Raw genomic sequence first — 25,845 nt, 5'->3', positions numbered from 1 at the left:
TCCACGGGCGGATCAACGACGACGCCGGCATCGATGCCGGCAGAGGGAGTCATCGCAGTGGAGCAGGATGCCGGTCGACAGCCCGACACGACGCGTGCGAGCACGCTGGAACCGGCGCGGCCGCGCCCGCAGCTCGTGCGGGACTCGTTCCTGCTGCTCGACGGAGTGTGGGGGTTCGCTCACGACGACGAAGATCGCGGTGTCGCAGACCGGTGGTTCGACGGCCGGCAGCTGGGCGGCAGCATCCTCGTGCCGTTCCCGCCCGAGTCGCCGGCCTCCGAGGTCGGCGAGACAGGGTTCCACCCGATCGTCTGGTACCGCCGCACGCTGTCCGACGCCGACCTCGCCGCCGCCGGCCACCAGCCGCAGAGTCGAGCCGTCCTCCGTTTCGGTGCCGTCGACTATCGGGCCGCCGTCTGGGTCGACGGTCAGCTGGTCGGACGGCACGAGGGCGGGCACACCCCGTTCGCCGTCGACATCACCGACGCGCTCGACCCCGACGCGCGCGAGCACGTCGTCGTCGTCCGCGCCGAGGACGATCCGCACGACCTCGCGCAGCCTCGGGGCAAGCAGGACTGGGAGGAACAGCCCCACTCGATCTGGTACCACCGCACGACCGGGATCTGGCAGTCGGTGTGGCTCGAGTGCGTCGCCCCGCAGCACATCACCGGGCTCAACTGGACGAGCGACCTCACCGACGGGACGGTGACGCTCGAGCTGCGACTCAGCCGGCCCGGGGCCGCGAGCGCGAGCGTTCGCATCGCGCACGAGGGCCGGGAGCTCGCCGCCGCGACGATGCGGACGAGCGGCACGCGAGCGACGCTGACGATCGCTCTCGACGGACAGCGAAACGGCCAGAACTACGAACGTCTCCTTTGGAGCCCCGACCGGCCCACGCTGCTCGACGCCTGGATCGACGTGACCGACGACGACGGACGCCGGGATGCCGTGGCGAGCTACCTCGGGCTGCGCAGCGTCTCATGGGACCGTGGTGCGCTGTTGCTGAACGATCGGCCCGTGACCCTGCGGTCCGTTCTCAGCCAGGGATACTGGCCCGAGTCGCACCTCGCCGCGCCGTCGCCCGACGCGCTGCGACGCGAGGCCGAGCTGATCACCGAGCTCGGCTTCAACGCGGTGCGTGTTCACCAGAAGGTCGAGGATGACCGCTTCCTGTACTGGGCGGACCGGCTCGGGCTCCTGGTGTGGGGTGAGATGGCCGCGACGTACACGTTCGACGAGCGAGCCGTGCAGCGGACGACGACGGAGTGGACGGAGGCCGTCCTGCGCGATCGCGCGCATCCCAGCATCATCACGTGGGTGCCGCTCAACGAGAGCTGGGGCGTGCAGCACATCGCCTCGCGCGCCGATCAGCGGGCCTTCGCGGAAGCGCTGTTCCACCTGACCAAGGCCCTAGACCCCACCCGGCCCGTCATCTCCAACGACGGGTGGGAGCTCGGCACCTCCGACCTGTGGACCCTGCACGACTACGAGGCGGACGGCGGCGTCCTCGCTCGCCGCTACGACGTCGACGACGAGGCGCTGCGCGGCATCGTCTCGGGCATCGGCCCGGCCGGTCGCCGCGTACGACTGCCGGGGACGTCCGACAGCGGACAGCCGGTCATGCTCACCGAGTTCGGCGGCGTGAAGTGGGCGGCCGATGCGAGCCCCGACGACTCCTGGGGCTACTCCGAGGCGCGCGGCGCCGACGAGTACGGCCGGATGGTCGCGGCCATCCTCGGTGCGGTGCAGTCGGGCACACGGGGCACCGGCGGCCGACCCGACGGTCTCGCCGGCTGGTGCTGGACCCAGCTCACCGACACCATGCAGGAGCGGAACGGCCTGCTCACCGAGGCGCGCGAGCCCAAGCTGCCCGTCGAGACCATCCGGTCCCTCGTTCGCGGGACCGATACCGACTGAACCCCCGCCGGCTCTCGACCGGCCACCGACACCGACACCGACACCCCGGGCTCATGCCCGCTCAATGAGGAGAAAACATGTTCAAGAGACTGCCCGCATCGCTCGCCCTCGTCGGAGCCGCCGCTCTTCTGCTCGCCGGCTGCGGCGCGGGAGGCGGCTCGAGCGCCGCCCCCGAGGAGATCACGTTCGACGACGAGACCGCAGCCAAGATCAGCTTCTCGTGGTGGGGCAACGAAGACCGTGCCGCTCGCTTCGAAGAGGTCGTGGCGCTCTTCAACGAGCAGTACCCCAACGTCGAGGTCGTGCGGAACTTCAACGCCTGGGGCGACTACTGGACCGCGCGCAACACCGAGGCGGCGGGGAAGTCGCTTCCCGACGTCGTGATGATGGATGCCGGCTACCTCGGCGAATACGCCAGCAAGGGTCTGCTCGCCGATCTCTCGCCCTATCGCGACTCGCTGCTGCCGCTCGAGGGCATCAACGACCAGGTACTGGGATCCGGCACGGTCGACGACGAGCTCGTCGGCGTTCCGCTGGGCACGAACGCCTGGTCGATGATGTACAACAAGGACATCCTCGACTCGTTCGGCATCGACTATCCGACCGACGACATGACCTGGGACGAGTTCAACGACTTCGTCCTCGAGGTCAACGCGGCGGGAGCGTCATCCGAACCCCGGATCTACGGGGCGGAGGACTACACGGGCGGCCTCCCGAACTTCATCTACCACCTCATGCAGGACGGCAGCCCGGTCTTCGAGGAGAACGGCGCGCCCGCGTTCGACGAGAACGATGTGATCGAGTACCTCGACTCCGCCGCCGACCTCCGCGAGGACGGCGACTTCTACCCCGTCGAGCGCAGTGTGGCCCTCTCGCCCAGCGGTGGCTTCCTGGCCGGCGAGACCGCGATCTGGTTCAACTTCTCGACGACGGTGCTGCAGGGCATGACGGATGCCGGCACCGAGAACATCGGCATGGTGCAGCCGCCGCTCGAGAAGGGCCAGGACGAGCACGTTCTCGCCCCGAAGCCGAGCATGCTGCTGAGCGTGGCGAAGAACTCCGACCAGCAGCAGGCCGCTGCCGCCTTCGTGGACTTCCTCACCACCTCGCCCGAGGTCGCCGAGATCTTCGGCACCTCGCTCGGCACCCCGCCCACGGAGGCCGGGCGCGACGCGATCGATCAGACCGCCGCCGACACCGTCAACCTCGACTACCTCGCGTCGATCGACGACGAGCTGACCGCGAGCTACCCGATCCTGCCCGCGGGCTACGGCACCATCGAGGCCAAGTGGGGAGAGCTGCACGAGCAGCTGCGCTACGGCGACCTGACCACGAAGCAGTTCGCACAGGAGCTGTTCTCCGAGATCTCGTTGGTCCTCGGCTCCTGACCGCTCCGCACGACCCTGCCGCACGGCCGAGGCGCCGGTTCGCAGGAGAAAGGAACAAGCCATGACTGCTCCTGCAGCCGTCGTCCCGGTTCGTGCGGGCTCGACCGTGCGGGCTCGGCGCGAGACGCGCGCCGGCTATCTCTTCCTGAGCCCGTGGCTCGTCGGGTTCTTCGCCCTGACCGCGGGCCCGATGGTCGCCTCGCTCGTGCTGTCGTTCACGGACTACAACCTGTTCAACGATCCCGAGTTCATCGGGGTCGACAACTACACGCGCATGTTCTCCGACCCGAACTTCCTGCAGGCGGTGAAGGTGACCGGCATCTACGTGCTGGTCGGCACCCCGCTGAAGCTCGCCGCAGCGCTCGGAGTCGCGCTGCTGCTGAACGCGCCGCGGCGCGGCCAGGGGTTCTACCGGTCGGCGTTCTACCTGCCTTCGCTGATCGGCGGCAGCGTCTCGATCGCGATCGTGTGGAAGGCGATGTTCATCGACGACGGCATCGTCGCGCAGATCGGTTCGTTCTTCGGCGGACCGCCGGCGTCCGAGGGCGGGTGGGTCGGCGACCCGGCACGGACGCTCCCCCTGCTCATCCTGCTGACGGTGTGGCAGTTCGGCGCGCCGATGGTGATCTTCCTCGCGGGGCTGAAGCAGGTGCCGCCCGAGCTGTACGAGGCCGCCTCCGTCGACGGCGCGGGACCCGTGCGCCGATTCCTCTCGATCACGATCCCGATGCTGTCGCCGGTGCTGTTCTTCAACCTGCTCCTCGAGACGATCCACGCCTTCCAGGTGTTCAACTCGGCCTACATCATCTCCAACGGCAGCGGCGGTCCGGCCGGGTCGACGCTCTTCTACACGCTCTACCTCTACCTGCGGGGCTTCCGCGATTTCCAGATGGGTTACGCCTCGGCGATGGCCTGGGTGCTCGTGATCGCCGTCGGGCTGGTCACGCTCATGCTGTTCCGCACATCGCGGGCGTGGGTTCACTATGCGGGGGACGAACGATGACGAACACCATCACTCAGACGGAGCTCATCACGACCGACCCGTCGTCGCGGCGACACGGTCGCGGCGATGCGGGAGGGCGGGGTTGGCGCACGCGGGGGAGCGCAGTGGTCTTCCATGTGCTCGCGATCGCCGTGGTCGTCGTCATCCTCTACCCGGCGGCGTGGATGGTCATGTCGTCGTTCAAGCCGGGCAACGAGATCATCGGCTCGGTGAGTCTCGTGCCGGAGACCTTCTCACTCGACAACTACGCCACAGCGTTCGCCGGGATCGGGGGAGTCTCGTTCTGGACGTTCGTCGTGAACTCGCTCGTCCTCGCGGTCGCATCGGTCGTCGGCGTCGTGCTCTCGTGCTCGGTCACGGCGTACGCGTTCGCCCGCATCCGGTTCCGCGGCAGCAAGGTGTTCTTCCTGTGCATGATCGCGACGATGCTCCTGCCGTTCCACGTCGTGATCATTCCGCAGTACATCGTGTTCAACCAGCTCGACATGATCAACACGTACTGGCCGCTGCTGCTCGGCAAGTTCCTCGCGGCCGACGCCTTCTTCGTGTTCCTCATGATCCAGTTCATCCGCGGTCTGCCGCGCGATCTCGACGAGGCCGCCCGCATCGACGGAGCCGGTCACGCCCGCACGTTCACGGCCGTCATCCTGCCGCTCATGCGGCCCGCCCTGGTCACGAGCTCGATCTTCGCGTTCATCTGGTCGTGGAACGACTTCTTCGGTCCGCTGCTCTACCTGAAGGACCCGGGCATGTACACCATGCCGCTGGCGCTGCGCCTCTACGTCGATCAGACGTCGACGAGCGACTACGGCGCGCAGATGGCGATGGCGATCCTCGCGCTGGTGCCGGTGGTCCTCTTCTTCCTCGCCTTCCAGCGGTACCTGGTGGCGGGCGTCGCGACGGAGGGGCTCAAGGGATGACGTCCGCGCGCAAAGCAGGCGGATCGCCCGAGAGCCGCGCGGTCTTCGGCGGCTCGGGTGTCGCGGGGCTCGGCGAGATGTTCGTGGTCGGCATCGGGGTGACGCTCCTCTCGCTGCCGCTCGTGACGCTCGCTCCGGCCTTCGGTGCGGGGGTGCGGCACTTCCGCGCTCACCTCGACGACGAGCCCGACTCGATCCGGCTCTTCGCCGTCCGAGGGCTCCAGGCGGTGCGCTCGGGCTGGTGGTTCGGCACGGCCTGCGCCGCCGTCATCGCGCTCCTCGTCTTGAACGCGGTCGGCGCGGCGCTGGGCGCACTTCCCGGAGGGGTGACGTTCGCGGTCATCAGCGGCGGGCTGGCGGTGGTCGTGCTCGTCGCGATGCTGCGGACCGCGGCGCTGTGGACACCGGGCGCACGGTGGAGCGACCTCTGGCGAGAGGGACGCGCGGTCACGATCGACGACCCGGTCGGAACGTCGCTGGTGCTGGTGGGGATCGGTGTGGGGGCCACGGTCGTCTGGATGCTGCCGCCGCTCATCGTGATCGCGCCGGGGCTCGTCGTCGTGTCGCTCGTCGCTGCAGAACGCCGCCGCGCTGCGACATCATCGAGGAGAGCCGCGTAGGTGCGGCTCCGATCGGAGGAGAGCACGATGCAGTGGGATCTCGACGGCAAGGTCGTCGTCGTCACCGGCGCGGGCCGCGGCATCGGCCGCGCCATCGCCGAGACGTTCATGCGTGAGCGCGCCGTGGTCGTCGCGACGGACATCGCCGAGGACGCGGTCGGCTGGGCGGATGACGCACGCCGCGCCGCCGGCCTCGACGGCGCTTCCGTGGCGTGCGACGTGCGTTCGTCCGACTCGGTGCGGCAGGCCGTGGATGCCGCGCTGACCCGGTTCGGCCGCGTCGACGTGCTGGTCAACAACGCCGGCATCCTGGGTGACGGTCTCATCGAGGATGCCGACGCCGAGACGTGGAACCGCGTCTTCGACGTCAACGTCACGGGAACGTTCCGGACCTGCCAGGCGGTCATCCCCGCGATGAAGCGGCAGGGTGGCGGACGCATCGTCAACGCCGCCTCGTTCGCCGCCATCATCCCGAGTGTCGGCGGTGCGGCCTATGCGGCATCCAAGGCCGCTGTCGTCCAGTTCACGAGAACCCTCGCCGGCGAGCTGGGGCCGTGGGGGATCACCGCGAACGCGTACGCCCCCGGGATGATCCCGACCGACATGAACGGATTCGCGGACAAGCCGCACGACGAGCAGGGCCGATTGCTCGACACGCTCACGTTGCGCCGCTGGGGTGACCCGCGCGAGGTGGCGGACGCCGTGTGCTTCCTCGCAAGCGATGCCTCGCGCTACGTCACGGGCACGTTGCTCGATGTGAGCGGCGGCAAGTTCGCGACCCAGTTCCCGCAGCGCGCGTACGAGATGGCGGCGCGGTCATGACCGGGGCCCCCGCCTCCAGCGCCGCCGAGCGGCGCGTCGCGTGGATCACCGGTGCCGGCAGCGGGATGGGCCGCGCGGCCGCACTGGCCCTGGCCCCCGATCGACGCCTCGCGCTCAGCGGACGGCGTCCGGAGATGCTGGCCGAGACCGCGCGCGATGTGGCGGCGGCGGGCGGCGAGGCGATCGTCCTGCCGTTCGACACCGGTGACGCGGGCGCGGTGAGCGCGGCGCGCGACGAGATCCGCGGGCGATGGGGGCGTATCGACGACCTCGTCCTGGCCGCGGGTCTGAACTCGCCGCGGCGGACGTGGGGCACGCAGTCGGTCGGCGAGGTCGAGCAGGTCATCGACACGAACCTCCTCGGCGTCATCCATGTGATCGACGCGGCGTTGCCGGCGCTCCGGTCGTCGGGTTCGGCCTGTGTGGTCGTGGTGTCGTCGTTCGCGGCCTGGCGCTTCTCTCCCGTCGCGGGTGTCGCATACAGCGCCAGCAAGCGCGCGCTCGCGTCGGTCTGCGAGACCCTGAACGCGCAGGAGGCTGCCGCCGGCATCCGCGTCTGTCACCTGTGCCCGGGCGACGTCGACACGGAGTTCCTGCGTCTGCGTCCCGAGGTTCCCGATGCCGAAGCACGCGAGCGGATGCTGACTCCCGATGACATCGGCCGCACGGTGCGCTTCGTCGTCGATGCGCCCCCGCACGTGCGCATCGACGAGTTGGTGATCAGCCCGGTCGTGCGCCCCTGAGCCGCGAGGGTGCGCATCTGCACGGTGTGGGGGCTCCGGACCGTGCAGATGCGCACCCCGGGTGCGCCCGGAACTCGGTTACACACACGAAACACACCAGCAATTTCCGGCGCGGTCGCCCGGTATACGCTCTGCTTACTGACACCGATCAGAGTGATTACCGACACCCCAGGAGTGCGATGGACGACGCGAATCTCGGCCCCCGCGTGCGGGAACTGCGCGCCCTGCGCAAGATGTCGACGCGCGAGCTCGCGCGGCGCGCATCGATCAGCGCCGGCTACGTGAGCCAGATCGAGAACGGTCAGGCCAACACGAGCCTCGATGTCGTCCGCCGGATCGCCGGGGCGTTCAGCATCCCGTGGACCGAGCTCTTCAGCGCTCAGCCGACCCTCGGCACGATGCTCCGCAAGGAGGAGCGCCCCATGCTGGCCGCCGGCAACGACGTGCGGCACTTCCGCATCACGCAGCCCCCGCTCGGCAACGTCGAGGTGCTCGTGTCGGAGTACGAGCCCGGCCACGGTGAGGGAAGCGACAGCTACACGCACGGCGATTCGCAGGAGGTGTGCGTCATCCTCCGCGGCGACTTCCGGTTCCGGCTCGGCGATCAGGAGTTCGAGCTCACCGCCGGCGACAGCATCGACTACCGCACCTCCACGCCGCACAGCATCGTCAACGTCGGCGATGCGGTGGGCGAGGCCCTCTGGGTCGTGACGCCACCCTCGGAGAATCCGCCCCGGACGGACTGACCCCGTCCCTCAGCTTCCGGTGCCGTCCTGCTCCCGACGGACGGCACCGGTGTTCGGCCATGCCGAAAACGCCTGCGTGCAGGCATCGCACCACTGTCCCTGAGCTCCACCCCATCGCCGGATCGCCCCCGATCCGTGCACCACCCGCGCTAGGAGACACCATGAAGTTCACCCGTACCGCGGCGGTCACCGTGACCGCCGCCCTCGCTCTCACGCTCGCCGGCTGCGCCGGTGACGACGCCGGCTCCGCCGACGGCACGACCACCGTCGAGTTCGGCATCCCCACGAACATGGGCGCGAACAACTCGCCCATGGCCGTCGCCCAGGCGATGGGCTACTTCGAGGAGGAGGGGCTGAAGGTCGACATCGTCGTGACGGGCGATTCCACCTCGATCGTTCAGGGCATCGACTCCGGTTCGCTCGACATCGGGAGCACCCCGCCCGAGCCGATCTGGCAGGCGATGACGAAGGGCAGCCAGCTGCAGCTGGTCTACAACTACATCCGCAAGCAGACCGGATCGCTCGCCGTCCTCGACGACAGCCCCATCACCTCGCTCGGCGACTTCGAGGGTGCCGTCATCGGCCAGAGCAGCCTGGGCACGTCGAACATGCTGCTGTCCGAGGGCATCCTCGCGTCGGCCGACCTCACGCCCGACGTGGATTACAGCCACCTCGCGGTCGGGACGGGCGCCGCCGCGCTGCAGGCGCTCGCGACCGGCCAGGTCGACGCGCTGTCGCTGTGGGACACCGAGTACGCCGCGTTCGAGGCCCAGGGCACCCCGCTGCGCTACTTCACCACCGACGAAGCCGCATCGCTCTTCTCGACGACCTACTTCACGAGCAGCGACTACGCGGCCGACAACGCCGAGACGATCGAGGCCTTCGGCCGGGCGATGGCCAAGGCCACGCTCTTCACCGCGACGAACCCCGAGGCCGCCCTGCGGATCATGTACGAGGAGTACCCCGACACGCTCGTCGCCGGCAACTCGATCGACGACCAGCTGGCGATCGACCTCGTCGCGCTGAACCGCCGCCTCGAGCTGCTCACCGCCGACGACCCGCAGGACACCGCGTCGTGGGGCGCGTACAGCGAGTCGGCTCTCGCCGCGTGGGGCACCTTCGCGCTCGATTCGGGAATCATCGACTCCGAGGTCGACACGGTCGCGGCCGCCCCGAACACCTTCGTCGAGGCGTACAACGACTTCGACGCGGATGCCGTCGTCGCCGAGGCTCAGAACTGGAGCGCCGAATGACCTCCCTCACCTACACCGACGGCGTCCCGGCGATCGACCACCACTCCCACGCCGGCTATGTCCGGCCCGGTGAGGAGCTCGAAGGCATCGATGCGCTCGAACGCGAGAACGCGGCCGGCCATGTCGAGGCCAACCTCCCCGTCGGCGTGTTCGACGAGTTCGTCGCCGCCCGTGGACGAGGCGACCGCGACGAGCTCGCACGGCTCGACGCGGCCCACGGCATCGAGAAGCTCTTCGACGAGAGCATCCGATTCCAGTCGACGAGCGTGCACGGCGTATCGCTCGTGGAGGGCAGTCGCGCGCTCTACGGCGACCTGGGTCACGACGAGATCGTGTGGATCAGCCGCGATCGGCGACGAGCCGACTTCGCGGGTCTGTACGGCGAGGCGCTCGACATCTCGGGCACGGCCGCGGTGCTGACCGACCTGCCGTGGATCGACGCCGAGGCGTGGCCCCACGAGCGCTACAAGCCGATCGGCCGCATCGACCCCTACCTGTACCCGTTCGGTCACCCCGCCTTCCGCCGCCGCGGCTCCGACACGCCGCGCTTCCGGCGGGTGTTCGCCACGGTGCTCGCCGGGCTGCTCGAGACGGCGGGCCTCGATGCCCCGCCGGCGACGCTGGGCGAGTACGTCGCCTTCGTGCAGGACTCGATCATCCGTCGCCAGGAGTCGGGCTTCGTCGGCCTCAAGATCGCGTCGGCGTACGTGCGGTCGCTCGACTTCCGGCGTCGCTCGCGCGACGAGGCCGAGGCGGCCTACGCCGCACTACGGTCCGACCCGGCGTCGCTCGAGACGCCCGCGTACACGGCGCTCGCCGACTACCTCGTGTTCGCGATCGCCGAGCTCGCGGTGCAGCGCGAGCTGCCGGTGCAGATCCACACCGGCATGGGCCACGCCGAGCCGGGGCTGCTGCTCAGCGGCGCCGACCCGCGGCACCTCGAGCCCCTGCTGTCGGATCCGGCGCTCAACCGGCTGCGCATCATCCTCATCCACGGCGGCTACCCGTACACGTCGCTGCTCCCGGCGCTCAGCCAGGCGCACGGCAACGTCTTCCTCGACTACTCGTGGATGCCGTACCTCCACCACCACGCCCTCGAACGGATGCTGCAGGAGTGGCTCGAGCTGCTTCCCGCCGACCGCGTGATGTTCGGCACCGACACGGGACAGCCCGAGTTCCACGTTGCCTCGACCGCCCGCGGCCGGCTCGCGCTCGACCGGGCGCTCACCGCCGGGGTCGCCGATCGCCTGTGGACCACGTCGCAGGCCGAGTGGCTCGCCTCGCGCGTGCTCAACGAGAACCTCTGCCGCGTCTACGGACTGGAGAAGCCATGAGCCTGATCGAGATCTCCGACCTCTCGAAGACCTACCAGACCCGCACGGGCGACGTGACGGCGCTCTCTCACGTCGACCTCGGGATCGCCGAGGGCGAGTTCGTCTCGGTCCTGGGGCCGAGCGGATGCGGCAAGACGACCCTGCTCCGCATCCTCGCCGGGCTCGAGGGGCACACCGCCGGCACGGCCACGATCGCCGATGTGCCGATCGGCGCCCCGCGCGGCGAGGCCGGCATGGTGTTCCAGAAGGCGACCCTGCTGCCGTGGCTGAACATCCTCGACAACGTGCTGCTGCCGCTCAGCCTGCGCCGGCGGGTGACGGCGGCCGACCGCACGCACGCACGCACGCTGCTGACGATGGTGGGTCTCGAGGACTTCACCACCAAGCACCCGCACGAGCTGTCGGGAGGGATGCAGCAGCGCGCGGCGATCTGCCGGGCGCTGGTGCACGACCCCGCCGTGCTGCTGATGGACGAGCCCTTCGGGGCGCTGGACGCGATGACCCGCGACGCCCTGAACGTCGAGGTCAACCGCATCTGGCGCGAGACCGGCACGACCGCCGTGCTCATCACGCACAGCATCAGTGAAGCGGTCTTCCTCGCCGAGCGCGTCGTCGTCATGACCCCGCGGCCGGGACGGATCGCCGAGATCATCGACATCCCGTTCGGCAAGACGCGCACCCCCGAGCTGCTCGGCGATCCCGAGTTCGCGGCCCTCACCGCCCACATCCGTCGTCATTTCGAGGTGAACGCATGACCACTTCCGTCCGGACCCGCCCCGTCACGACCCGGGTCGTCACGCGACGCGTCGTGAACACGCCCGCGAAGCGGGTCATCGCGTCGCTGGCGCTGCTGGGCGTCCTCTTGCTCGCCTGGCAGTTCGTTCCCGGCTGGACCAACACCCCGGTCTACGTCGTGCCGCCGCTGAGCGACGTGCTGAAGGCGCTGTTCGACCCGAACGCCTTCCCGCGCTACCTCGAGAACACCGCATCCACGATGTCGATCGTGCTCACGGGCCTCGGGATCGGGGTGGTCGCCGGCCTCGTGCTCGCGATCGTGCTCGCGCAGTTCCCGACGGTCTACGCCGTGGTGTTCCCCTACATCGTCTCGATCGAGTCGATCCCGAAGGTCGCGGTGGCCCCGCTGTTCATCATCTGGTTCGGCTTCGGGATGCCGTCGAAGGTCGTCGTGGTCGTGCTGCTGGCGTTCTTCCCGATGCTCGTCAACGCGCTGCACGGCTTCCGCGGCGTCGACCGCGACCAGGTCGACCTGTTCCGCGTGAACGGCGCGAAGCCGCTGCAGATCCAGACGCGCCTGATGCTGCCCGCCGCGCTGCCGCAGATCTTCTCGGGGCTCGAGCTCGCCGTCGCCAACTCGATGATCGGCGCGATCGTCGCGGAGTTCGTCGGTGCGCAGAAGGGCCTCGGTGTGCTGATCCTGCAGGCCCAGGGCCGCATGGAGACGGCGGCGGTCTTCGCGCTGCTCATCATCCTGTCGGTGCTCGGCATCGTCCTGAACCTCGTCGTGCGGATCCTCCGCCGCGTGGTCATCCGCTGGGAAATGACGGCGCGCTGAGCGCCGGGAAGGAGAACACGATGACGTTCAGCATCATCGCCACCGATCCGAGCACGGGTGCGGTCGGGGTCTGCCAGGGCACGGGGTCGATCGCGCTCGCCTCGCGGTGCCCGCATGTCGCGGGAGGGGTCGCGGTCACAAGCCAGTGGCACTCCGACTGGCGGCTCGGCCAGCGCGCCCTCGACCTCGGGACGACGGGTCTGGCGCCCGAGACGATCATCAGGGCGCTCGCCGAGACCGACGAGTCGTTCCGGTACCGGCAGCTCGGGATCGTCCTCGACGACGGCCGCGTCGCGGCCCACACCGGTGACGTCGTGATCGAGTCGCAGTACGCGGGTCACCTCGTCGGCGACGGCTTCGCCGTGCTCGGGAACACCTTGATCGGCCCGGGCGTGCTCGAGGCGATGGCCGCGTCCTACGAGAATGACACCGCGGGACTATTGGAGGAGCGCCTCATGCGCGCGCTCGAGGCCGGGCTCGCCGCCGGTGGTGAGGGGCGCCGGCACCTGTCGTCTTCGATCATCACGACGGCCCGCGGTCAGCGTCGCCCGCACGTCGACCTGCGCGTCGACATTGCCCCCGAGGGGCTCGACGCGATCGCGGAGCTGCGCCGCATCCTCGATGAGTACCTGCCCTTCGCCGACTACTACGGCGACCACTGGCTCGACCACCCCGAGACCGGCATGGCCGACTGGCTCGCCCGCCAGCCCGCCGGATCTCCCTCTCGCTGACGCCGAGAACGCGCATCTGCATGGTGCGGGCCGCCCCGGACCGTGCAGATGCGCACCCTCGCCGCGGCGAGCCGGGGGTTACTGGAGTCTGGCGGTGGCGTCGCGGGCGGCGGTGAGAACGAGCTGCGCCAGGTCGTGGTGTTGGGTGTCGCCGAGTCGGTCGACCAGGTACGCGACGGAGAGCGACCCCGCGGGGCTGCCGTCGCGATCGAAGATGGGCGCCGCGACGCTGCTCGACATCCGCACGCGCTCGCCCGCAGTGTGCGCCCACCCGCGCTCGCGGGTCTCGGCCAGGCGGTCGCGGATCATCGTCTCGTCGATGACGGTCGCCTCGGTGTACGCGTGCCGCTCCTGGCTCAGGACGTAGTCGACGTCGACGGGGTCCATGAACGCCAGGATGCTGATGCCGCTCGCCCCCGACCACAACGGGACGTCGTCTCTCATGCGCACGCTGATGCGGATCGGGTTGATGCTCTCGACGAGGCCGATGTAGTGGCGTCCGTGCCCGCGACGGGCCGTCAGCGTCGTGGTCTCGCCGGTCTGGTTGGCCAGGTGCGAGATCGCCGGCATCCCCGCCGCGTACAGCCGGTTGCCCGCGGCCGCCGTCTGACCCAGCGCGATCGCGGCCGGACCGAGGCAGTAGCGGCGGGTGTCGGGCAGATAGTCGACGAGTCCCGACGCGACGAGCGACTGCAGGATGCGGTGGACCACCGCCTTGCTCAGGTCGCACGACCTCGCGATCTGCGAGACGCCCAGCGGCGCGGTCACGTCGGTGAACGCCATCAGCACCTCGGCGACCCGGGATGTCGTCGACGGGGCGGTATCGGCCATGGCGCACTCTCCTCGTGGTGGTGAGCGTCCGGCACGCTCTGGGCAGAAGCGTACGGGCCCGTTTCACTCAACGGAACGGCAGGCGCCCGATTCGGGCGAGACGAAACATTCCGGATACACGCGGGCAACTGGCGCCGCATATCGAGGGCATACGGTCGCTTACATCCCAGTCAGGGACTAACCCGAATGTTCCGGTCACCGAAACAGCTCCATCAGACGGAACACCACCCTCCAAGGAGTCGAGTTGAAAACCACGAGTCGCTTCACGCTCGCCGTGACCGCCCTCGCCGTCGGCAGCGTCACGCTCGCGGCCTGTGCCGGATCCGCCGTCGGAGCAAGCCAGGCAGCATCCTCGGGAGAGGCACCCGAGGAGATCGTCATCGGAGCACTCCACCCGCTCAGCGGATCGAACGCGGTCGACGGCCAGCAGATGAGCAACGCCGCCCAGATGGCCGTCGATGCGATCAACGAGGCCGGCGGCATCGAATCGCTCGGCGGCGCGAAGCTCGTCCTCGAGGCGGCCGACACCCGCGGCGAGCCCGAGACCGGCCAGAGCGAGGCCACACGCCTCATCCAGGAGGGGGCCGCTGCCCTCGTGGGCTCGTACCAGAGCGCGACGAGCGCGAACATCGCCTCGGTCGCCGAGCGCAACGGCGTGCCGTTCGTCATGGACGTCTCGGCGCTCGACTCGATCCTGGAGCAGGGATACAGCAACTCGTTCCGCATCCAGCCGTCGGCGAGCATGATGGGCGAGCAGAGCGCGACCTACCTGTCCGAGATCGCGGAGGCGGCGGGCAGCCCGGTGACGAAGGTCGGCTACCTCTACGAGCAGGGCAACTTCGGGGCCTCGGCCTACGAGGCGTTCGCGGCGAAGGCGCAGGAGTACGGCATCACGGTCGACCCGGCGATCAGCTACGACCCCTCGTCGAGCGACCTGTCGACCCAGGTGCAGCAGGTCGCCGCCGCCGGTGCCGACGTCCTCGCCGTGTCGGGCTACTACAACGACAGCCTCGCGATCGCGCGTGCCGTCAGCTCCATCGCGCCGGACCTCGACGCGGTGTTCGGCGTCGCCAACGGCGGCTACGACCAGGTGCAGTTCACGGCTGACGCCCCCAACGGCGGCGAGAACTACTTCGACGCCAACTACCGCTGGGATGCCACCAACGACGAGGCGGTTGCCGTCGCCGAGGCGTTCGAGGCCGAGTTCGGCGAGCCGATGCGCACCAGCGCGATGCTCACCTACGACGCCGTGACGCTCATCGCCGAGGCGATCGACGCTGCCGCGAGTGCCGATCCGGCCGACATCCGCGACGCGATCGCCGCGACGACCTACGAGCCGCACGTCGTCAACGACGGTCCGGTGTCGTTCGACGAGACGGGGCAGAACGTCAACGCGTCGGTCGTCACGATGCAGGTGCTCGGTGGTGCGGTGACGCAGGTCTACCCGGCGGCCCTGGCCCAGCAGGAGCTCGTCTACCCGGCCCCGGTCCGCTGACAGCGAGGAGTGAGTCTCATGACGATCCAGGCATCTCCGCCCACCACCCCGGCCGGTGAGAAGCCCGCGCGCACCCGCCGGTACAACGGCCCCTCGCCGCGTGCTCTGCTCGTGACGCTCGGCGTGCTCGCGCTCGCGGCCGTCGCCGCCGGAGTCATCTCGGGCAGCCCGACCGTGCTGGCCCAGGCTCTCGTGACGGGGCTGCTGACCGGAGGCATCTACAGCCTGATCGCCATGGGACTCACCCTCGTCTACGGCGTGCTCCACATCATCAACTTCGCCAACGGGGCCATGGTCGCCCTGGCGATGTACCTCACATACGTGCTGGTGAACGTCACCGGGATGCACCCGTACGCGACGCTGCTGATCACCGTCCCGACGATGTTCCTGCTCGGCGCGGTGACGCAGGCGGGTCTGCTGAACCCGATCATGCGGGCTCCGATCCACACGCAGCTGCTCATCACCATCGGCCTGGCGTTGGCCATCGAGAACATCCTGCTGCTCGTGTTCGGGCCCAACCCCCTCTCGGTCCAGCTGCCCGGCAACACCGGTGTCTCGATCTTCGGCGCGACGGTCGACCTGAGCCGCATCTACGCCTTCGCCGGCGCCCTGGTCCTCGTCGCTGCGCTCTGGCTGATCTTGCAGCGCACGCCGGTCGGCACGGCGGTCCGCTCGGTCGCGGCGAACCCCGAGGGAGCCCGCCTGGTGGGCATCGACATCAAGGCGATCTACGTCCTCACCTTCGCGCTCGGCGCCGCCGCAGCGGGAGCCGCCGGCACACTGGTGGCCCCCTTCACCACGATCGAGCCGACGGCCGGATCGGTGTTCAACCTGACCGCGTTCGTCGTGGTGGTGCTCGGCGGGATGGGCAACGTCCCCGGAGCGCTCGTCGGCGGACTGATCGTCGGACTCACCGAGCAGCTGGGCGGGCTGATCCTGCCCGGTCAGTCGCCGCTGCTGGCCGTGTTCGTCGTCTTCCTCATCGTGCTCTTCGCCAAGCCCCGCGGAATCTTCGGGAGGACCGCATGACCGTCGCCACCCCCACGCGCCCGACGGCGCCCGACTTCTCCACCGGTGCTCACCTGCTGGCGCCGCGCGTCCCGCTGCACCGTCGCACGACCTTCCGGCACTACGTCGCCCTCGGAGTGCTGGCCGTCGTCGGGATCGTCCTGCCCTTCGTCCTTCCCGCCGCGGAGCTCGCCGTCGCCATGCGCGTGCTGATCTTCGCCCTCATGGGGATCGGCTGGAACATGATGAGCGGCTTCGGCGGGATGTTCAGCTTCGGTCACGCCGCCTACTTCGGCATCGGCTCCTACGTCACGGCCGTGCTGCTCGTCGACTTCGGAGTGAGCCCGTGGATCGGCCTCATCGCCGGGATGGCGCTGGCGGCGGCGGCGGCCGTGGGCATCAGCTTCCTCGCCCTGCGCTACAAGCTGACCGGCGCGTACTACGCGCTGTCGACGTTCGCCTTCGCCGAGATGCTCCGTCTGTTCGTCGTCGGCAACGACGCGCTCAACCGCACGGTCGGCTTCACCGTCCCCGTGCTGCGCGGTGACGACTGGGCGATGTTCCAGTTCCCGGTCGGCTCGCCGAACTACTGGTGGATCGGCGTGGGCATGGTCGTGCTTGCGCTCGTCGTGGTCATCGAGTTCCTGCGTCGCCGCACGGGCCGTTTCACGCTCGCATCGCGCGACGACGACCTGGCGGCGGCAGCCATCGGCGTCAACGTGCTGCGGTACAAGCTGACCACGGTGGCCCTCTCCGCCGCGATCACGGCCGCGGCCGGCACGCTCTACCTGGAGTACTACATGTTCATCGATCCCGAGCTGGCGTTCGGCGCCCACGTCTCGAACAACGCCATCATCACGGCCGTCGTCGGCGGGGTCGCGACCGTCTGGGGCCCCGTCATCGGAGCAGTCGTGATGGCGCCGCTCTCGGATGCCGTCGCCGCGTTCCTCCGTCATCCTCCGGAGGCGCTGTCGTTCCTTCAGGGGCACGGCGGTCTCGACATCCTCATCTACGCCGTCATCCTCATCGCCTGCGTCCTGCTCCTCCCCAAGGGCGTGTACGGCACCGTCAAGAACTGGGTGGTGAAGAAGAAGTGACCCTTCTCGAGATTCAGGGCGTCAACAAGTCGTTCCGCGGGCTCCACGCGCTGCGCGACGTCGACATCTCCGTCGACGAAGGCGAGATCGTCGGGATCATCGGCGCGAACGGTGCCGGCAAGACCACGCTGTTCAACTGCGTGACGGGCGCCTTCCCACCCGACTCGGGTCGAGTCACCCTCGACGGACGCGACATCACCGGCGCGAGGATGCACACGCTCGCGCGTTCCGGTCTCGTCCGGACGTTCCAGCTGATGCGGCCCTTCCACACGATGACCACTCTCGAGAACGTCACGATCGCCGTGCAGAGCCGCGGTGTCCGCCCCGAGCGCGCGGCGCGCGACGAGGCGGCCACGCTCCTCGATCGCACCGGCCTGTGGGCCTGGGCGGACGCCGAGTCCGGCTCGCTGCCGACGGCCGTGCAGAAGCGGCTCGAACTCACCCGCGCCCTCGCGATGCGCCCGCGGGTGCTGCTGCTCGACGAGGTCCTCGCCGGTCTCGTGCCGTCGGAGCGGACCCCGGTGCTCGATCTGCTCGACGAGCTCCGGCGTGAGGAGGGCGTGACGATGCTCTTCATCGAGCACATCATGACGGCCGTCCGTCGCCTCAGCGACCGCGTCGTGATGATGGACCAGGGAGCCGTCATCGCGCGGGGCTCGGTCGACGACGTTCTGCAAGATCCCCGAGTCATCGAGGCCTACCTCGGTAAGGAGTACGGCGATGCTGCTTGAGATCGACGACCTGCGTGCGGGTTACCACGGACTGGAGATCCTCCACGGCGTCTCGCTCTCCGTCGACGCCGGAGAGGTCGTCGCGATCGTCGGAGCGAACGGCGCCGGCAAATCGACGACCCTCAAGACCATCGCGGGCGAGGTGAAGCAGCACGGCGGATCGGTCCGCTTCGACGGCGGTGCCGTCGGCTACGGACGGAGCCACCTCGTCGCGCAGCGCGGCCTGATGCTCGTGCCGGAGCATCGCGCCCTCTTCGGCTCGCTCACCGTCGAGGACAACCTGCGCATGGGTGCCTGGGGCAAGAAGGGCCGTTCGGGGTTCTCGGAGGACGAGATCCTCGACCTGTTCCCGATCCTGCGCGAGCGCCGCCAGCAGCTCGCCGAGACGATGTCGGGCGGTCAGCAGCAGATGCTCGCCATCGCGCGCGCTCTCATGGGAGCGCCGAGACTGCTGATGCTCGACGAACCCTCGACCGGGCTCTCGCCGAAGCTCACCTGGGACGTCTTCCACGCCGTCAACGCCATCCGCGACCGCGGTGTCGGGGTGCTGATCGTCGAGCAGAACGCCCACCAGGTGCTGCAGCTCGCCGACCGCGCCTACGTGCTCGAGTCGGGAAGCGTCGCGCTCGACGGCACCGCCTCGGTGCTCGCCTCGGACGCGCGCGTGCAGGCCGCCTACCTGGGTCACTGATCATGACGAGTCACCGCGAGGTGTCCCGCGTTCTCGGCGAGTGGGCGGTGTCGGAACCGTTCGCGCGGGCTTCCGATGCCGCGAGACGCTCGCTCGTCCGTGCCGTCGAGAACCTGCTCGCGGTCACCGTCGGAGCCGCCGCCCTGCCCGAGATGCAGCGTTTGCGGCTGGCCTGGGCCCCGGCTGCCGGGCCCGCGACCCTCCTCGGCACTTCGCAGCGCGTCGCCGTCGAATCAGCGGTCTGGCTCAACGGCGCGGCCGGAGTGTCGACCGAGCGCGACGAAGGCAACCGGTACAGCAAGGGACATCCCGCGGCTCAGACTGTGCCGGCCGTGCTCGCCCTCGCCGAGACGCGGGACATCGCGGGCGACCGGCTGTGGGACGCCCTCTACGTCGCCTACGAGGTCGCCGCGCGCATCGGGCGAGCCACGACCTTCCGACCCGACGTGCATACGCACGGGCCCCTGGGCGCGGTCGGCGCGGCGGCGGGCTGCGCCGTGCTCCTGGGCGCGGATGCCGACGAAGCCGCGCGCGCGATCGCGACCGGTGCCACGATGGCGCCGGCGGCATCGTGGCACCCCGTGCTGAGCGGTTCGGCGGTTCGCGATCAGTGGGTCGGACAGGGGGCCCTGGCCGGACTGGCCGCGGCGCGCTTCTCGGCGGCGGGCCTCGCTGCCGACCCCGGGGGGCTCCCCGCCGACCTCGGCGGCCTGGGGATCATCGACCCGGATGCCGTGGTCCGAGGCCTCGGTGACGAGAGCCTCGTCACCACGAGCTACCTCAAGCAGCACTCGGCGTGCGCCTACACCCACGGCCCGGCGGATGCGGCCCTGCACGTGCGCGCACGCATGGTCGCGGCCGGCGTCGATCTCGAAGACATCGTCTCCGTGCGTGTCGAGGGGGTCGCTTCGGCGGCATCCCTGACCGCCACCTCGTGGGATTCCCGGCACGGGGCGTACTTCTCGGTCCCCTTCGCCGTCGCCAGCGCACTGTGGTTCGGAGACGTGTCCGCCGAGCGGTCCGACGTGCCTCCTCACCCGCAACTGGCGCGTATCGCAGCGGTGGTGTCGGTGACGGATGCCACGGCCGAGCTGCGGCCCGACACCCCGACGTCGCGTCCCGCACGGGTCACCGTGCACCTCGCGGACGGCACCGCGCACTCGGCATCCGTTCGCCACCCCCAGGGCGACGCCGTCGACACCCCCTTCTCGGACGCGCGCGTCGACGAGCTGCTCACCGAGGCCCTGCGCCCGACGGGCCTGCGCGCCTCCGACATCCATCTCGCCGTCCATGACTTCACCGACCCCGACCCCGGAGCGATAACCCGCGCTCTCGGCCGACTCGCCCCACCCTCCGAAGGAGACCTCGCATGAACGACACGATCGACTGGAACGTGGAGATCGACACGATCCGAGACCTGCGCGCCCGGCGCACGAAGGTCGGACCGGGCACGTCTCCCGCCGTGATCGTCATCGACTTCCAGCGCGCGTTCACCGAGCACGAGAAGATCGGCCCCGGGACGGCGGTGGCGCTCGCGCACACCAACGAGCTGCTCGAGGCGGCGCGAGCCGCGGGCGTCCCCGTCATCTACGCCGTCATGATCCTCGACTCCCTCGACGACCGGATGCTGGCGCAGCGGGTGCGTTCGAGCCTGACCGAGCGGTGCGAACGCGGCAACCCGTGGACCGAGATCAGCGCTGCCGTCCCGCCGGCTCCGACCGACCACATCGTCGAGAAGACGGTGGCGTCGGCGTTCTACCGCACGCGCCTCGACGAGCTGCTGGCCGAGCTCGGCGTCGATGAGCTGATCTTCACCGGCACCTCCACCAGCGGGTGCGTCCGCGCGAGCGTCGTGGATGCCGCCTACCGCAGCTTCCACATCAGCATCGTCGAGGAGTGCTGCGACGACTTCCGCACGGTGTCGGGCGAGGTGTCGCTATGGGACATGCAGGACCGTTTCGGCGACGTCGTGACCAAGCGATGGGTGCTCGACCGTTTCGCGGCGATGCAGGCGGCGCGCACCACTGCGGGTGCCGCCGCGGAGCTCGCATGACGATCCGCAACAACGAGCGTCTCTGGTACGCCCCGATGGCGACCCGGCCACGCGTCGAGTGGCCGAGCGGCAAGCTGCTCGCGTTCTGGCATGCGCCGAACGTCGAGCACTACGACTGGATCGCGCCGGGCGGCGGCTCGCCGCAGGGCCGGATCGCGTTCCCCGACGCGCAGCACTACATGCACCGCGACAGCGGCAACCGCGTCGGCCTGTGGCGGATGCTGCGGATCGTCGACGAGTTCGAGATGCCCTCGACCGTGTCGCTCAGCCTTTCACTGCTCGAGGAGCAGCCGGAGGTGCGCGACGCCATGTTCGAGCGGGGGTGGGAGATCATGAGCCACGGCATCTCGAACCTGCGACCCCTCTACGACATGCCCTACGACGAGGAGGACGCGTTCTACGCGCTCTCGCAGCGGCTGAGCGAGACCTACTACGGCGGCCGGCGCATCAAGGGGATGCTGGGCCCGAAGATCTCGGGAACCGACAACACCGTCGACCTCATGGCCGCGCACGGCATGCAGTACTTCGCCGACTTCATCCACGACGAGCAGCCGCGCCCGCTGCGGACGGTCGGCGACACCCCGATCGTGTCGATGCCGTACAGCTTCATGCTCAACGACGTGCCCATGCTGCACGTGCGCAGCCTCTCGGCGGCCGATTTCGTCGCTCTGACGAAAGCCCAGATCGACCGGTCGCTCGCCGACAGCGAGCGCGACGGCCAGGGCCGCGTGGTGTGTCTCGCGACGCACCCGTTCCTCTCGGGCCAGCCGTGGTTCGCCGGGGCGCTGCGCGAGCTGTTCGCGTATGTGCGCGCCGACGAGCGCATCTGGGCCACGACGGCGGGAGCGATCAGCGACCACTACCTCGCTCACCACTATGACGAGCAGGTCGAGTTCGCGCGTTCCCTCGCCGACGAACACGCGGCTCTCGTGACGGAGGTCGGCGCATGAGCCTCATCCCTCACCCCGCCGACGCGATCGTCTTCGCCCCAGACCTGCCGCGCGCCTACGACACGCATCGTCCCGCGTGGGCGCTGCCGGGCGCGAAGAAGCTCGTGGTCTCAGTCCTGCTGCACGCTCCCTCGTATCAGGACGACCTCCCCGCCGGAGCGTTCTCGCCGAAGTCGATGCAGGGCGGTGTCGGCCGTGACACGTCGGAGCCCCGCCACGGTCAGGTCGCCCGCCTGTCGCAATGGGACTTCGGCCTGACGACCGGTATCTGGCGGCTGCTCGACATCGCCGACCGAGCGGGTGTCCCCGTCGCCGTCGCGCTCGACGAGTTCGGTGCCCGCACCGTGCCGGGGCTCGCCCGCGGCGTCGCGGCGCGTGCCGACGAGATCGTCGTGCGGGGAGCCGGCGCGAACGTCATCCTGTCGCCCGAGATGGATGCCGCCACCGAACGCGCGTACATCGGAAGAGCACGCGACGCGGTGCAGCGCCTGACCGGGCGCGAGGCCACCGGATGGTTCGGCCCCGAGCGCGCCGGCACCTCGCGGACCACCGCCCTGCTGCGCGAGGCGGGATTCGGATGGTTCGGCGACTGGCCGGTCGACGAGCGCCCGGTGGCGCTGACCGGCGCCTCCGACGGTCTCGTCGCCGTGCCGCATCCGCTCGAGACGGAGGACATGTTCGAGCTCTACGCGCGGGGGATCGTCGCCGCTGACTACGAGGAGCTGCTCACCGCGACGGTCGACCAGCTGATCGCCGATGCGGACGTCGTCGGTGCCCGCCACCTCGGACTCAGCCTCTTCGGCTGGGTGTCGGGTCAGGCGTGCTTCGCCGACGTCGTGGAGCGCACCTTCCGGATGCTCGCCGCCCACCCCGATGTGCTCCTCGCGACACCGGGCGGGGTGGCGGAGCTCGCCGAGTGACGCGGGAACCTGCCGCAGCGGGTGCCTCGGACGGCAGCCGCTCACTGCCGTTGCGGCTGCCGTGGTCGCTGGGCAGCGGCACGATCCTGCTCGGGCTGAACTCGTCGATCATCGCCGTCGCGCTCGTCCCGATGGTCGCCTCGTTCGGAGGGGATGCGGCGGTCGCGACGACCGCGACAGCGTGGATCATCAGCGCCCTCTACATCGCGGCGGCGGTCGGTTCGCCCACCGCCGGACGGCTCGCCGACCTGTATGGGCCACGACGCGTCTACCTCGTGGGGCTGGCGCTCATCCTGGTGGCCTCGGTCGCCGGCCCGTTCATCACCGACAGCGGCTGGATGATCGTCGACCGGGTCGTGCTCGGCCTGGGAGCCGCCGCGCAGTTCCCTGCCGCGATGGCGATCATCCGCCGCCAGGCCGACCTCGTCCGCGCTGCGCCCACCGGCGCGATCGGCATCATCGCGCTGTGCGGGCAGACGACGGCAGCTCTCGGCCCGACCGTCGGCGGTCTCGTCGTGGTGGCGTGGGGGTGGCCGGGCATCTTCTGGATCAACATCCCGATGGTGATCCTCTGCGCGACGCTCGTGCTGGTCTTCGTCCCGGCCGACGCCTCCGCCGACCCCGGTGCCGAGCGGGCGAGCGCGGCTCAGACCTGGCGCGTGCTCGACCCCGCCGGCATGGTCCTCATGATCGGCGCGCTGGTCGCGCTCATGGTGGCGCTGCTCAGCATCGACTCGGCGCCGGCGGTCGCGGCGGTCTCCGCTGCGGTGACGGTGCCCCTGGCCGCCGGGTTCGTCTGGCGCGAGCTGCGCGCGGAACGGCCTTTCGTCGACGTGCGCCTGCTGGGCCGGTACCCGCAGTTCGGCCTCACCTGCCTGCGGGCGATCGCGACGTTCATCTCGTTCTACGTCATCTTCTACGGACTACCGCAGTGGATGCAGGCGACCCGCGACCTCGGACCGGCGCTGACCGGACTCCTCATGCTGCCGGTCTTCGGGATCGGGGCGCTCTCCACCGTCCTCGCCACCCGCCTCGGGCGCGCCTGGCACCCGCGTGCCCTGCTCGCCGTCGGCACCTCGGCGATGGTCCTGGCCGGCAGCCTCCTCGCACTCACCGGTGCAGCGGACATGCCGCTCTGGGTGCTCGCGATCGTCTGCGCCCTGCTCGGCGTGCCCAACGGCTTCAACAACCTGGGCAACCAGCTCCTGCTCCATCACGCGGTGCCCGCGGGAGCAGCCGGCGCCTCCACCGGGATCTACCGCACCGCGCAGTACGTCGGCGCCGCGCTCGCCGCCGTCGTCGTGGCGCACCTGCTCGACGCGGGCGCCGTCGCCGGCGGCATCCGCGACATCGGGCTGACGATCGCCGGACTGGGGCTCGCCCTGCTGCTCGCGACCGTCGTAGCCGTCATCCGTCTCCGCCGAAAGGAAGCAGGATCGTGACCCTGACCTCCCCGCCCCCCGCTGCGATGAGCACCGCCGACGAGGCGGACGGCCCGGCCCTGCTGCGACCGTTGCGACTGCGCGAACTGACTCTGCGCAACCGCATCGGGGTCTCGCCGATGTGCATGTACGCGGCGCCGCTGCCCGACGGCGTCGTCGACGACTGGCACGTCGTCCACTACGGCCAGTTCGCTCTCGGGGGCGCGGGACTCATCATCACCGAGGCGACGGCGGTGTCGCCGTCGGGCCGGGTGACCCCCGACGACGCCGGCATGTGGGACGACCGACACATCGCCGCCTGGCGACGGGTCACCGATGCCGTGCACCGCACCGGTGGCCGCATCGCGGTGCAGCTCGCGCACGCCGGACGCAAGGGCAGCAAGTACGCCGCGTTGCCGGGTGACCCGCCGGAGCACCGTGGATCGGTTCCCGAGAGCGCCGGCGGATGGCGCACGCTCGGCGCATCGGGCGAGCCCTTCGGGCGCTTCGCCGAACCCGCGCGCCTCGATGCCGACGAGGTGGATGCCGTCGTCTCGGAGTTCGCCGCAGCCGCGCGTCGCTCGGTCGCCGCGGGGTTCGACGCGATCGAGCTCCACGGCGCGCACGGGTACCTGCTGCACGAGTTCCTGTCGCCGGTGACGAACCGTCGCGCGGACCGGTGGGGCGCCGACCGGTCGGCTTTCGTGCTCGCGACGGTCGCCGCGGTGCGGGCGGAGATGCCCGAGGGGATGCCGCTCATCGTGCGGCTGTCGGTCGACGACGTCGCTCCGGGCGGGTCGCAGGCCGCCGACAGTGCTGAGCTCGCGCTGCGGATGCACGCGGCCGGGGTCGATCTCGTCGACTGCTCGTCGGGCGGACTCGTGGCCGGTGCCGAGTACTCCCCATCGCCCGGCTACCAGGTGCCGGGATCAGCCGTCGTTCGGGCCGCCGGGGTTCCGACCGCCGCCGTCGGCCTCATCGCCGATCCGCTTCACGCCGATCGGATCGTCGCCGGCGGCGAGGCCGACCTCGTCCTCCTCGGCCGCGAGATGCTCCGCGACCCGCACTGGGCCCGCCGTGCCGAGCTCGCTCTCACGGGCGCGGCGTCGCTCGAGCCGCGCTACCACCGCGCCTACCTCTGACACCCGTCTCACCCGCCGGGGTCCCGGTTCGGCTGGGTATCGGGACGCTCATATGCGGGCCGTGTGCCGTCAACAGGCTGTCGGCTCGGATAGGGGCCTGGGTGTGCCGGAAGCGGCGGTTCAGACTGTTTGCAGCACCGCGCGGCGCGTTTCCCCGGCGCGTTTCCCCGGCTCGTTTCCCCGGCTCGTATGCGGGTTGTGTGCCGTCAACAGGCTGTCGGCTCGGAAAGGGGCCTGGGTGTGTCGAAATCGGCGGTTCAGCCTGTTTGCAGCACCGCGCGGCACGTTTCCCCCGCGCGTTTCCCCGGCTCGTATGTGGGCTGTGTGCCGTCAACAGGCTGTCGGCTCGGATAGGGGCCTGGGTGTGTCGAAAGCTGCGGTTCAGCCTGTTTGCGGCACCGCGCGGCGCATTTCGCCGGCTCGTCTCGCCCGGCTCGTATGCGGGCTGTGTGTCGG

General features: G+C 70.0%; 25 protein-coding genes. 24 read left to right on the top strand and 1 reads right to left on the bottom strand.

The window, feature by feature from the left end:
- Positions 1–33 precede the first annotated feature (33 nt).
- The 13 genes from AA0Y20_RS02630 to AA0Y20_RS02570 all read left to right on the top strand — a co-directional run bounded on the left by AA0Y20_RS02630 (position 34) and on the right by AA0Y20_RS02570 (position 13,050).
- Positions 34–1,917: a glycoside hydrolase family 2 protein gene (locus AA0Y20_RS02630; RefSeq protein WP_412937230.1), complete on the top strand. Its 1,884-nt coding sequence runs from the start codon at positions 34–36 to the stop codon at positions 1,915–1,917.
- 77 nt (positions 1,918–1,994) lie between these two features.
- A complete protein-coding gene (locus AA0Y20_RS02625; protein WP_412937228.1) occupies positions 1,995–3,305 on the top strand; it encodes an ABC transporter substrate-binding protein in 1,311 nt (436 codons plus the stop codon).
- A 61-nt stretch (positions 3,306–3,366) separates the two neighbouring features.
- On the top strand, positions 3,367–4,308 hold the full coding sequence (locus AA0Y20_RS02620) for a carbohydrate ABC transporter permease (RefSeq protein WP_412937226.1): 942 nt from the start codon (positions 3,367–3,369) through the stop codon (positions 4,306–4,308).
- Complete coding sequence (locus tag AA0Y20_RS02615; RefSeq protein ID WP_412937225.1) at positions 4,305–5,228, top strand: carbohydrate ABC transporter permease; 924 nt, start codon at positions 4,305–4,307, stop codon at positions 5,226–5,228. The genes AA0Y20_RS02620 and AA0Y20_RS02615 overlap by 4 nt, the downstream gene beginning before the upstream one ends.
- Positions 5,225–5,848 (top strand): hypothetical protein, encoded by a 624-nt coding sequence (locus tag AA0Y20_RS02610; protein WP_412937223.1) that lies wholly within the window; start codon positions 5,225–5,227, stop codon positions 5,846–5,848. The genes AA0Y20_RS02615 and AA0Y20_RS02610 overlap by 4 nt, the downstream gene beginning before the upstream one ends.
- 27 nt (positions 5,849–5,875) lie before the next feature.
- Positions 5,876–6,670 carry an SDR family NAD(P)-dependent oxidoreductase gene (locus AA0Y20_RS02605; protein WP_412937221.1) on the top strand — a complete coding sequence of 265 codons (795 nt, stop codon included), beginning with the start codon at positions 5,876–5,878 and terminating at the stop codon, positions 6,668–6,670.
- Positions 6,667–7,413, top strand: a complete 747-nt coding sequence (locus tag AA0Y20_RS02600; RefSeq protein WP_412937219.1) for an SDR family oxidoreductase — start codon at positions 6,667–6,669, stop codon at positions 7,411–7,413. Before AA0Y20_RS02605 ends, AA0Y20_RS02600 begins: the two co-directional genes overlap by 4 nt.
- A 179-nt stretch (positions 7,414–7,592) precedes the next feature.
- Entirely contained in the window at positions 7,593–8,159 is a 567-nt protein-coding gene (locus tag AA0Y20_RS02595; RefSeq protein ID WP_412937217.1) for a helix-turn-helix domain-containing protein, read from the top strand.
- Positions 8,160–8,320: 161 nt separating this feature from the next.
- A complete protein-coding gene (locus AA0Y20_RS02590; protein ID WP_412937215.1) occupies positions 8,321–9,412 on the top strand; it encodes an ABC transporter substrate-binding protein in 1,092 nt (363 codons plus the stop codon).
- Entirely contained in the window at positions 9,409–10,746 is a 1,338-nt protein-coding gene (locus AA0Y20_RS02585; RefSeq protein ID WP_412937213.1) for an amidohydrolase family protein, read from the top strand. Before AA0Y20_RS02590 ends, AA0Y20_RS02585 begins: the two co-directional genes overlap by 4 nt.
- Entirely contained in the window at positions 10,743–11,501 is a 759-nt protein-coding gene (locus tag AA0Y20_RS02580) for an ABC transporter ATP-binding protein (RefSeq protein ID WP_412937211.1), read from the top strand. Before AA0Y20_RS02585 ends, AA0Y20_RS02580 begins: the two co-directional genes overlap by 4 nt.
- The gene (locus AA0Y20_RS02575) at positions 11,498–12,319 is read left to right on the top strand and encodes an ABC transporter permease (RefSeq protein ID WP_412937209.1); all 822 of its coding nucleotides are present in this window, start codon (positions 11,498–11,500) and stop codon (positions 12,317–12,319) included. Before AA0Y20_RS02580 ends, AA0Y20_RS02575 begins: the two co-directional genes overlap by 4 nt.
- Positions 12,320–12,339: 20 nt before the next feature.
- The gene (locus tag AA0Y20_RS02570; RefSeq protein ID WP_412937208.1) at positions 12,340–13,050 is read left to right on the top strand and encodes a DUF1028 domain-containing protein; all 711 of its coding nucleotides are present in this window, start codon (positions 12,340–12,342) and stop codon (positions 13,048–13,050) included.
- Positions 13,051–13,128: 78 nt separating this feature from the next.
- On the opposite strand, the gene AA0Y20_RS02565 is transcribed toward AA0Y20_RS02570, so the two are convergent.
- Positions 13,129–13,881 carry an IclR family transcriptional regulator gene (locus AA0Y20_RS02565; protein ID WP_412937206.1) on the bottom strand — a complete coding sequence of 251 codons (753 nt, stop codon included), beginning with the start codon at positions 13,879–13,881 and terminating at the stop codon, positions 13,129–13,131.
- 244 nt (positions 13,882–14,125) lie between these two features.
- Here AA0Y20_RS02565 and AA0Y20_RS02560 point away from each other — a divergent pair, with 244 nt between their 5' ends.
- The 11 genes from AA0Y20_RS02560 to AA0Y20_RS02510 are packed head-to-tail and all read left to right on the top strand — an operon-like array spanning position 14,126 to position 25,389.
- A complete protein-coding gene (locus AA0Y20_RS02560; protein ID WP_412937203.1) occupies positions 14,126–15,376 on the top strand; it encodes an ABC transporter substrate-binding protein in 1,251 nt (416 codons plus the stop codon).
- Positions 15,377–15,394: 18 nt separating this feature from the next.
- The gene (locus AA0Y20_RS02555; protein WP_412937201.1) at positions 15,395–16,405 is read left to right on the top strand and encodes a branched-chain amino acid ABC transporter permease; all 1,011 of its coding nucleotides are present in this window, start codon (positions 15,395–15,397) and stop codon (positions 16,403–16,405) included.
- Positions 16,402–17,481 (top strand): branched-chain amino acid ABC transporter permease, encoded by a 1,080-nt coding sequence (locus tag AA0Y20_RS02550; protein ID WP_412937199.1) that lies wholly within the window; start codon positions 16,402–16,404, stop codon positions 17,479–17,481. The genes AA0Y20_RS02555 and AA0Y20_RS02550 overlap by 4 nt, the downstream gene beginning before the upstream one ends.
- Positions 17,478–18,212: an ABC transporter ATP-binding protein gene (locus AA0Y20_RS02545; protein ID WP_112615403.1), complete on the top strand. Its 735-nt coding sequence runs from the start codon at positions 17,478–17,480 to the stop codon at positions 18,210–18,212. The genes AA0Y20_RS02550 and AA0Y20_RS02545 overlap by 4 nt, the downstream gene beginning before the upstream one ends.
- Complete coding sequence (locus AA0Y20_RS02540) at positions 18,202–18,903, top strand: ABC transporter ATP-binding protein (RefSeq protein ID WP_412937197.1); 702 nt, start codon at positions 18,202–18,204, stop codon at positions 18,901–18,903. Before AA0Y20_RS02545 ends, AA0Y20_RS02540 begins: the two co-directional genes overlap by 11 nt.
- Before the next feature lie 2 nt (positions 18,904–18,905).
- Entirely contained in the window at positions 18,906–20,276 is a 1,371-nt protein-coding gene (locus AA0Y20_RS02535) for an MmgE/PrpD family protein (protein ID WP_412937195.1), read from the top strand.
- The gene (locus tag AA0Y20_RS02530) at positions 20,273–20,956 is read left to right on the top strand and encodes a cysteine hydrolase family protein (RefSeq protein WP_412937194.1); all 684 of its coding nucleotides are present in this window, start codon (positions 20,273–20,275) and stop codon (positions 20,954–20,956) included. The genes AA0Y20_RS02535 and AA0Y20_RS02530 overlap by 4 nt, the downstream gene beginning before the upstream one ends.
- Complete coding sequence (locus tag AA0Y20_RS02525; protein WP_412937193.1) at positions 20,953–21,906, top strand: polysaccharide deacetylase family protein; 954 nt, start codon at positions 20,953–20,955, stop codon at positions 21,904–21,906. Before AA0Y20_RS02530 ends, AA0Y20_RS02525 begins: the two co-directional genes overlap by 4 nt.
- The gene (locus tag AA0Y20_RS02520; protein ID WP_412937192.1) at positions 21,903–22,826 is read left to right on the top strand and encodes a hypothetical protein; all 924 of its coding nucleotides are present in this window, start codon (positions 21,903–21,905) and stop codon (positions 22,824–22,826) included. The genes AA0Y20_RS02525 and AA0Y20_RS02520 overlap by 4 nt, the downstream gene beginning before the upstream one ends.
- A complete protein-coding gene (locus AA0Y20_RS02515) occupies positions 22,823–24,268 on the top strand; it encodes an MFS transporter (RefSeq protein WP_412937190.1) in 1,446 nt (481 codons plus the stop codon). Before AA0Y20_RS02520 ends, AA0Y20_RS02515 begins: the two co-directional genes overlap by 4 nt.
- Positions 24,265–25,389: an NADH:flavin oxidoreductase/NADH oxidase gene (locus AA0Y20_RS02510; RefSeq protein WP_412937189.1), complete on the top strand. Its 1,125-nt coding sequence runs from the start codon at positions 24,265–24,267 to the stop codon at positions 25,387–25,389. The genes AA0Y20_RS02515 and AA0Y20_RS02510 overlap by 4 nt, the downstream gene beginning before the upstream one ends.
- Positions 25,390–25,845 lie beyond the last annotated feature (456 nt).

Source organism: Microbacterium pratiae, assembly GCF_047302165.1.
Classification (GTDB): Bacteria; Actinomycetota; Actinomycetes; order Actinomycetales; family Microbacteriaceae; genus Microbacterium.
Note: the sequence above shows the minus strand (reverse complement) of the source record. Positions and strands in the feature narration are given on the sequence as shown.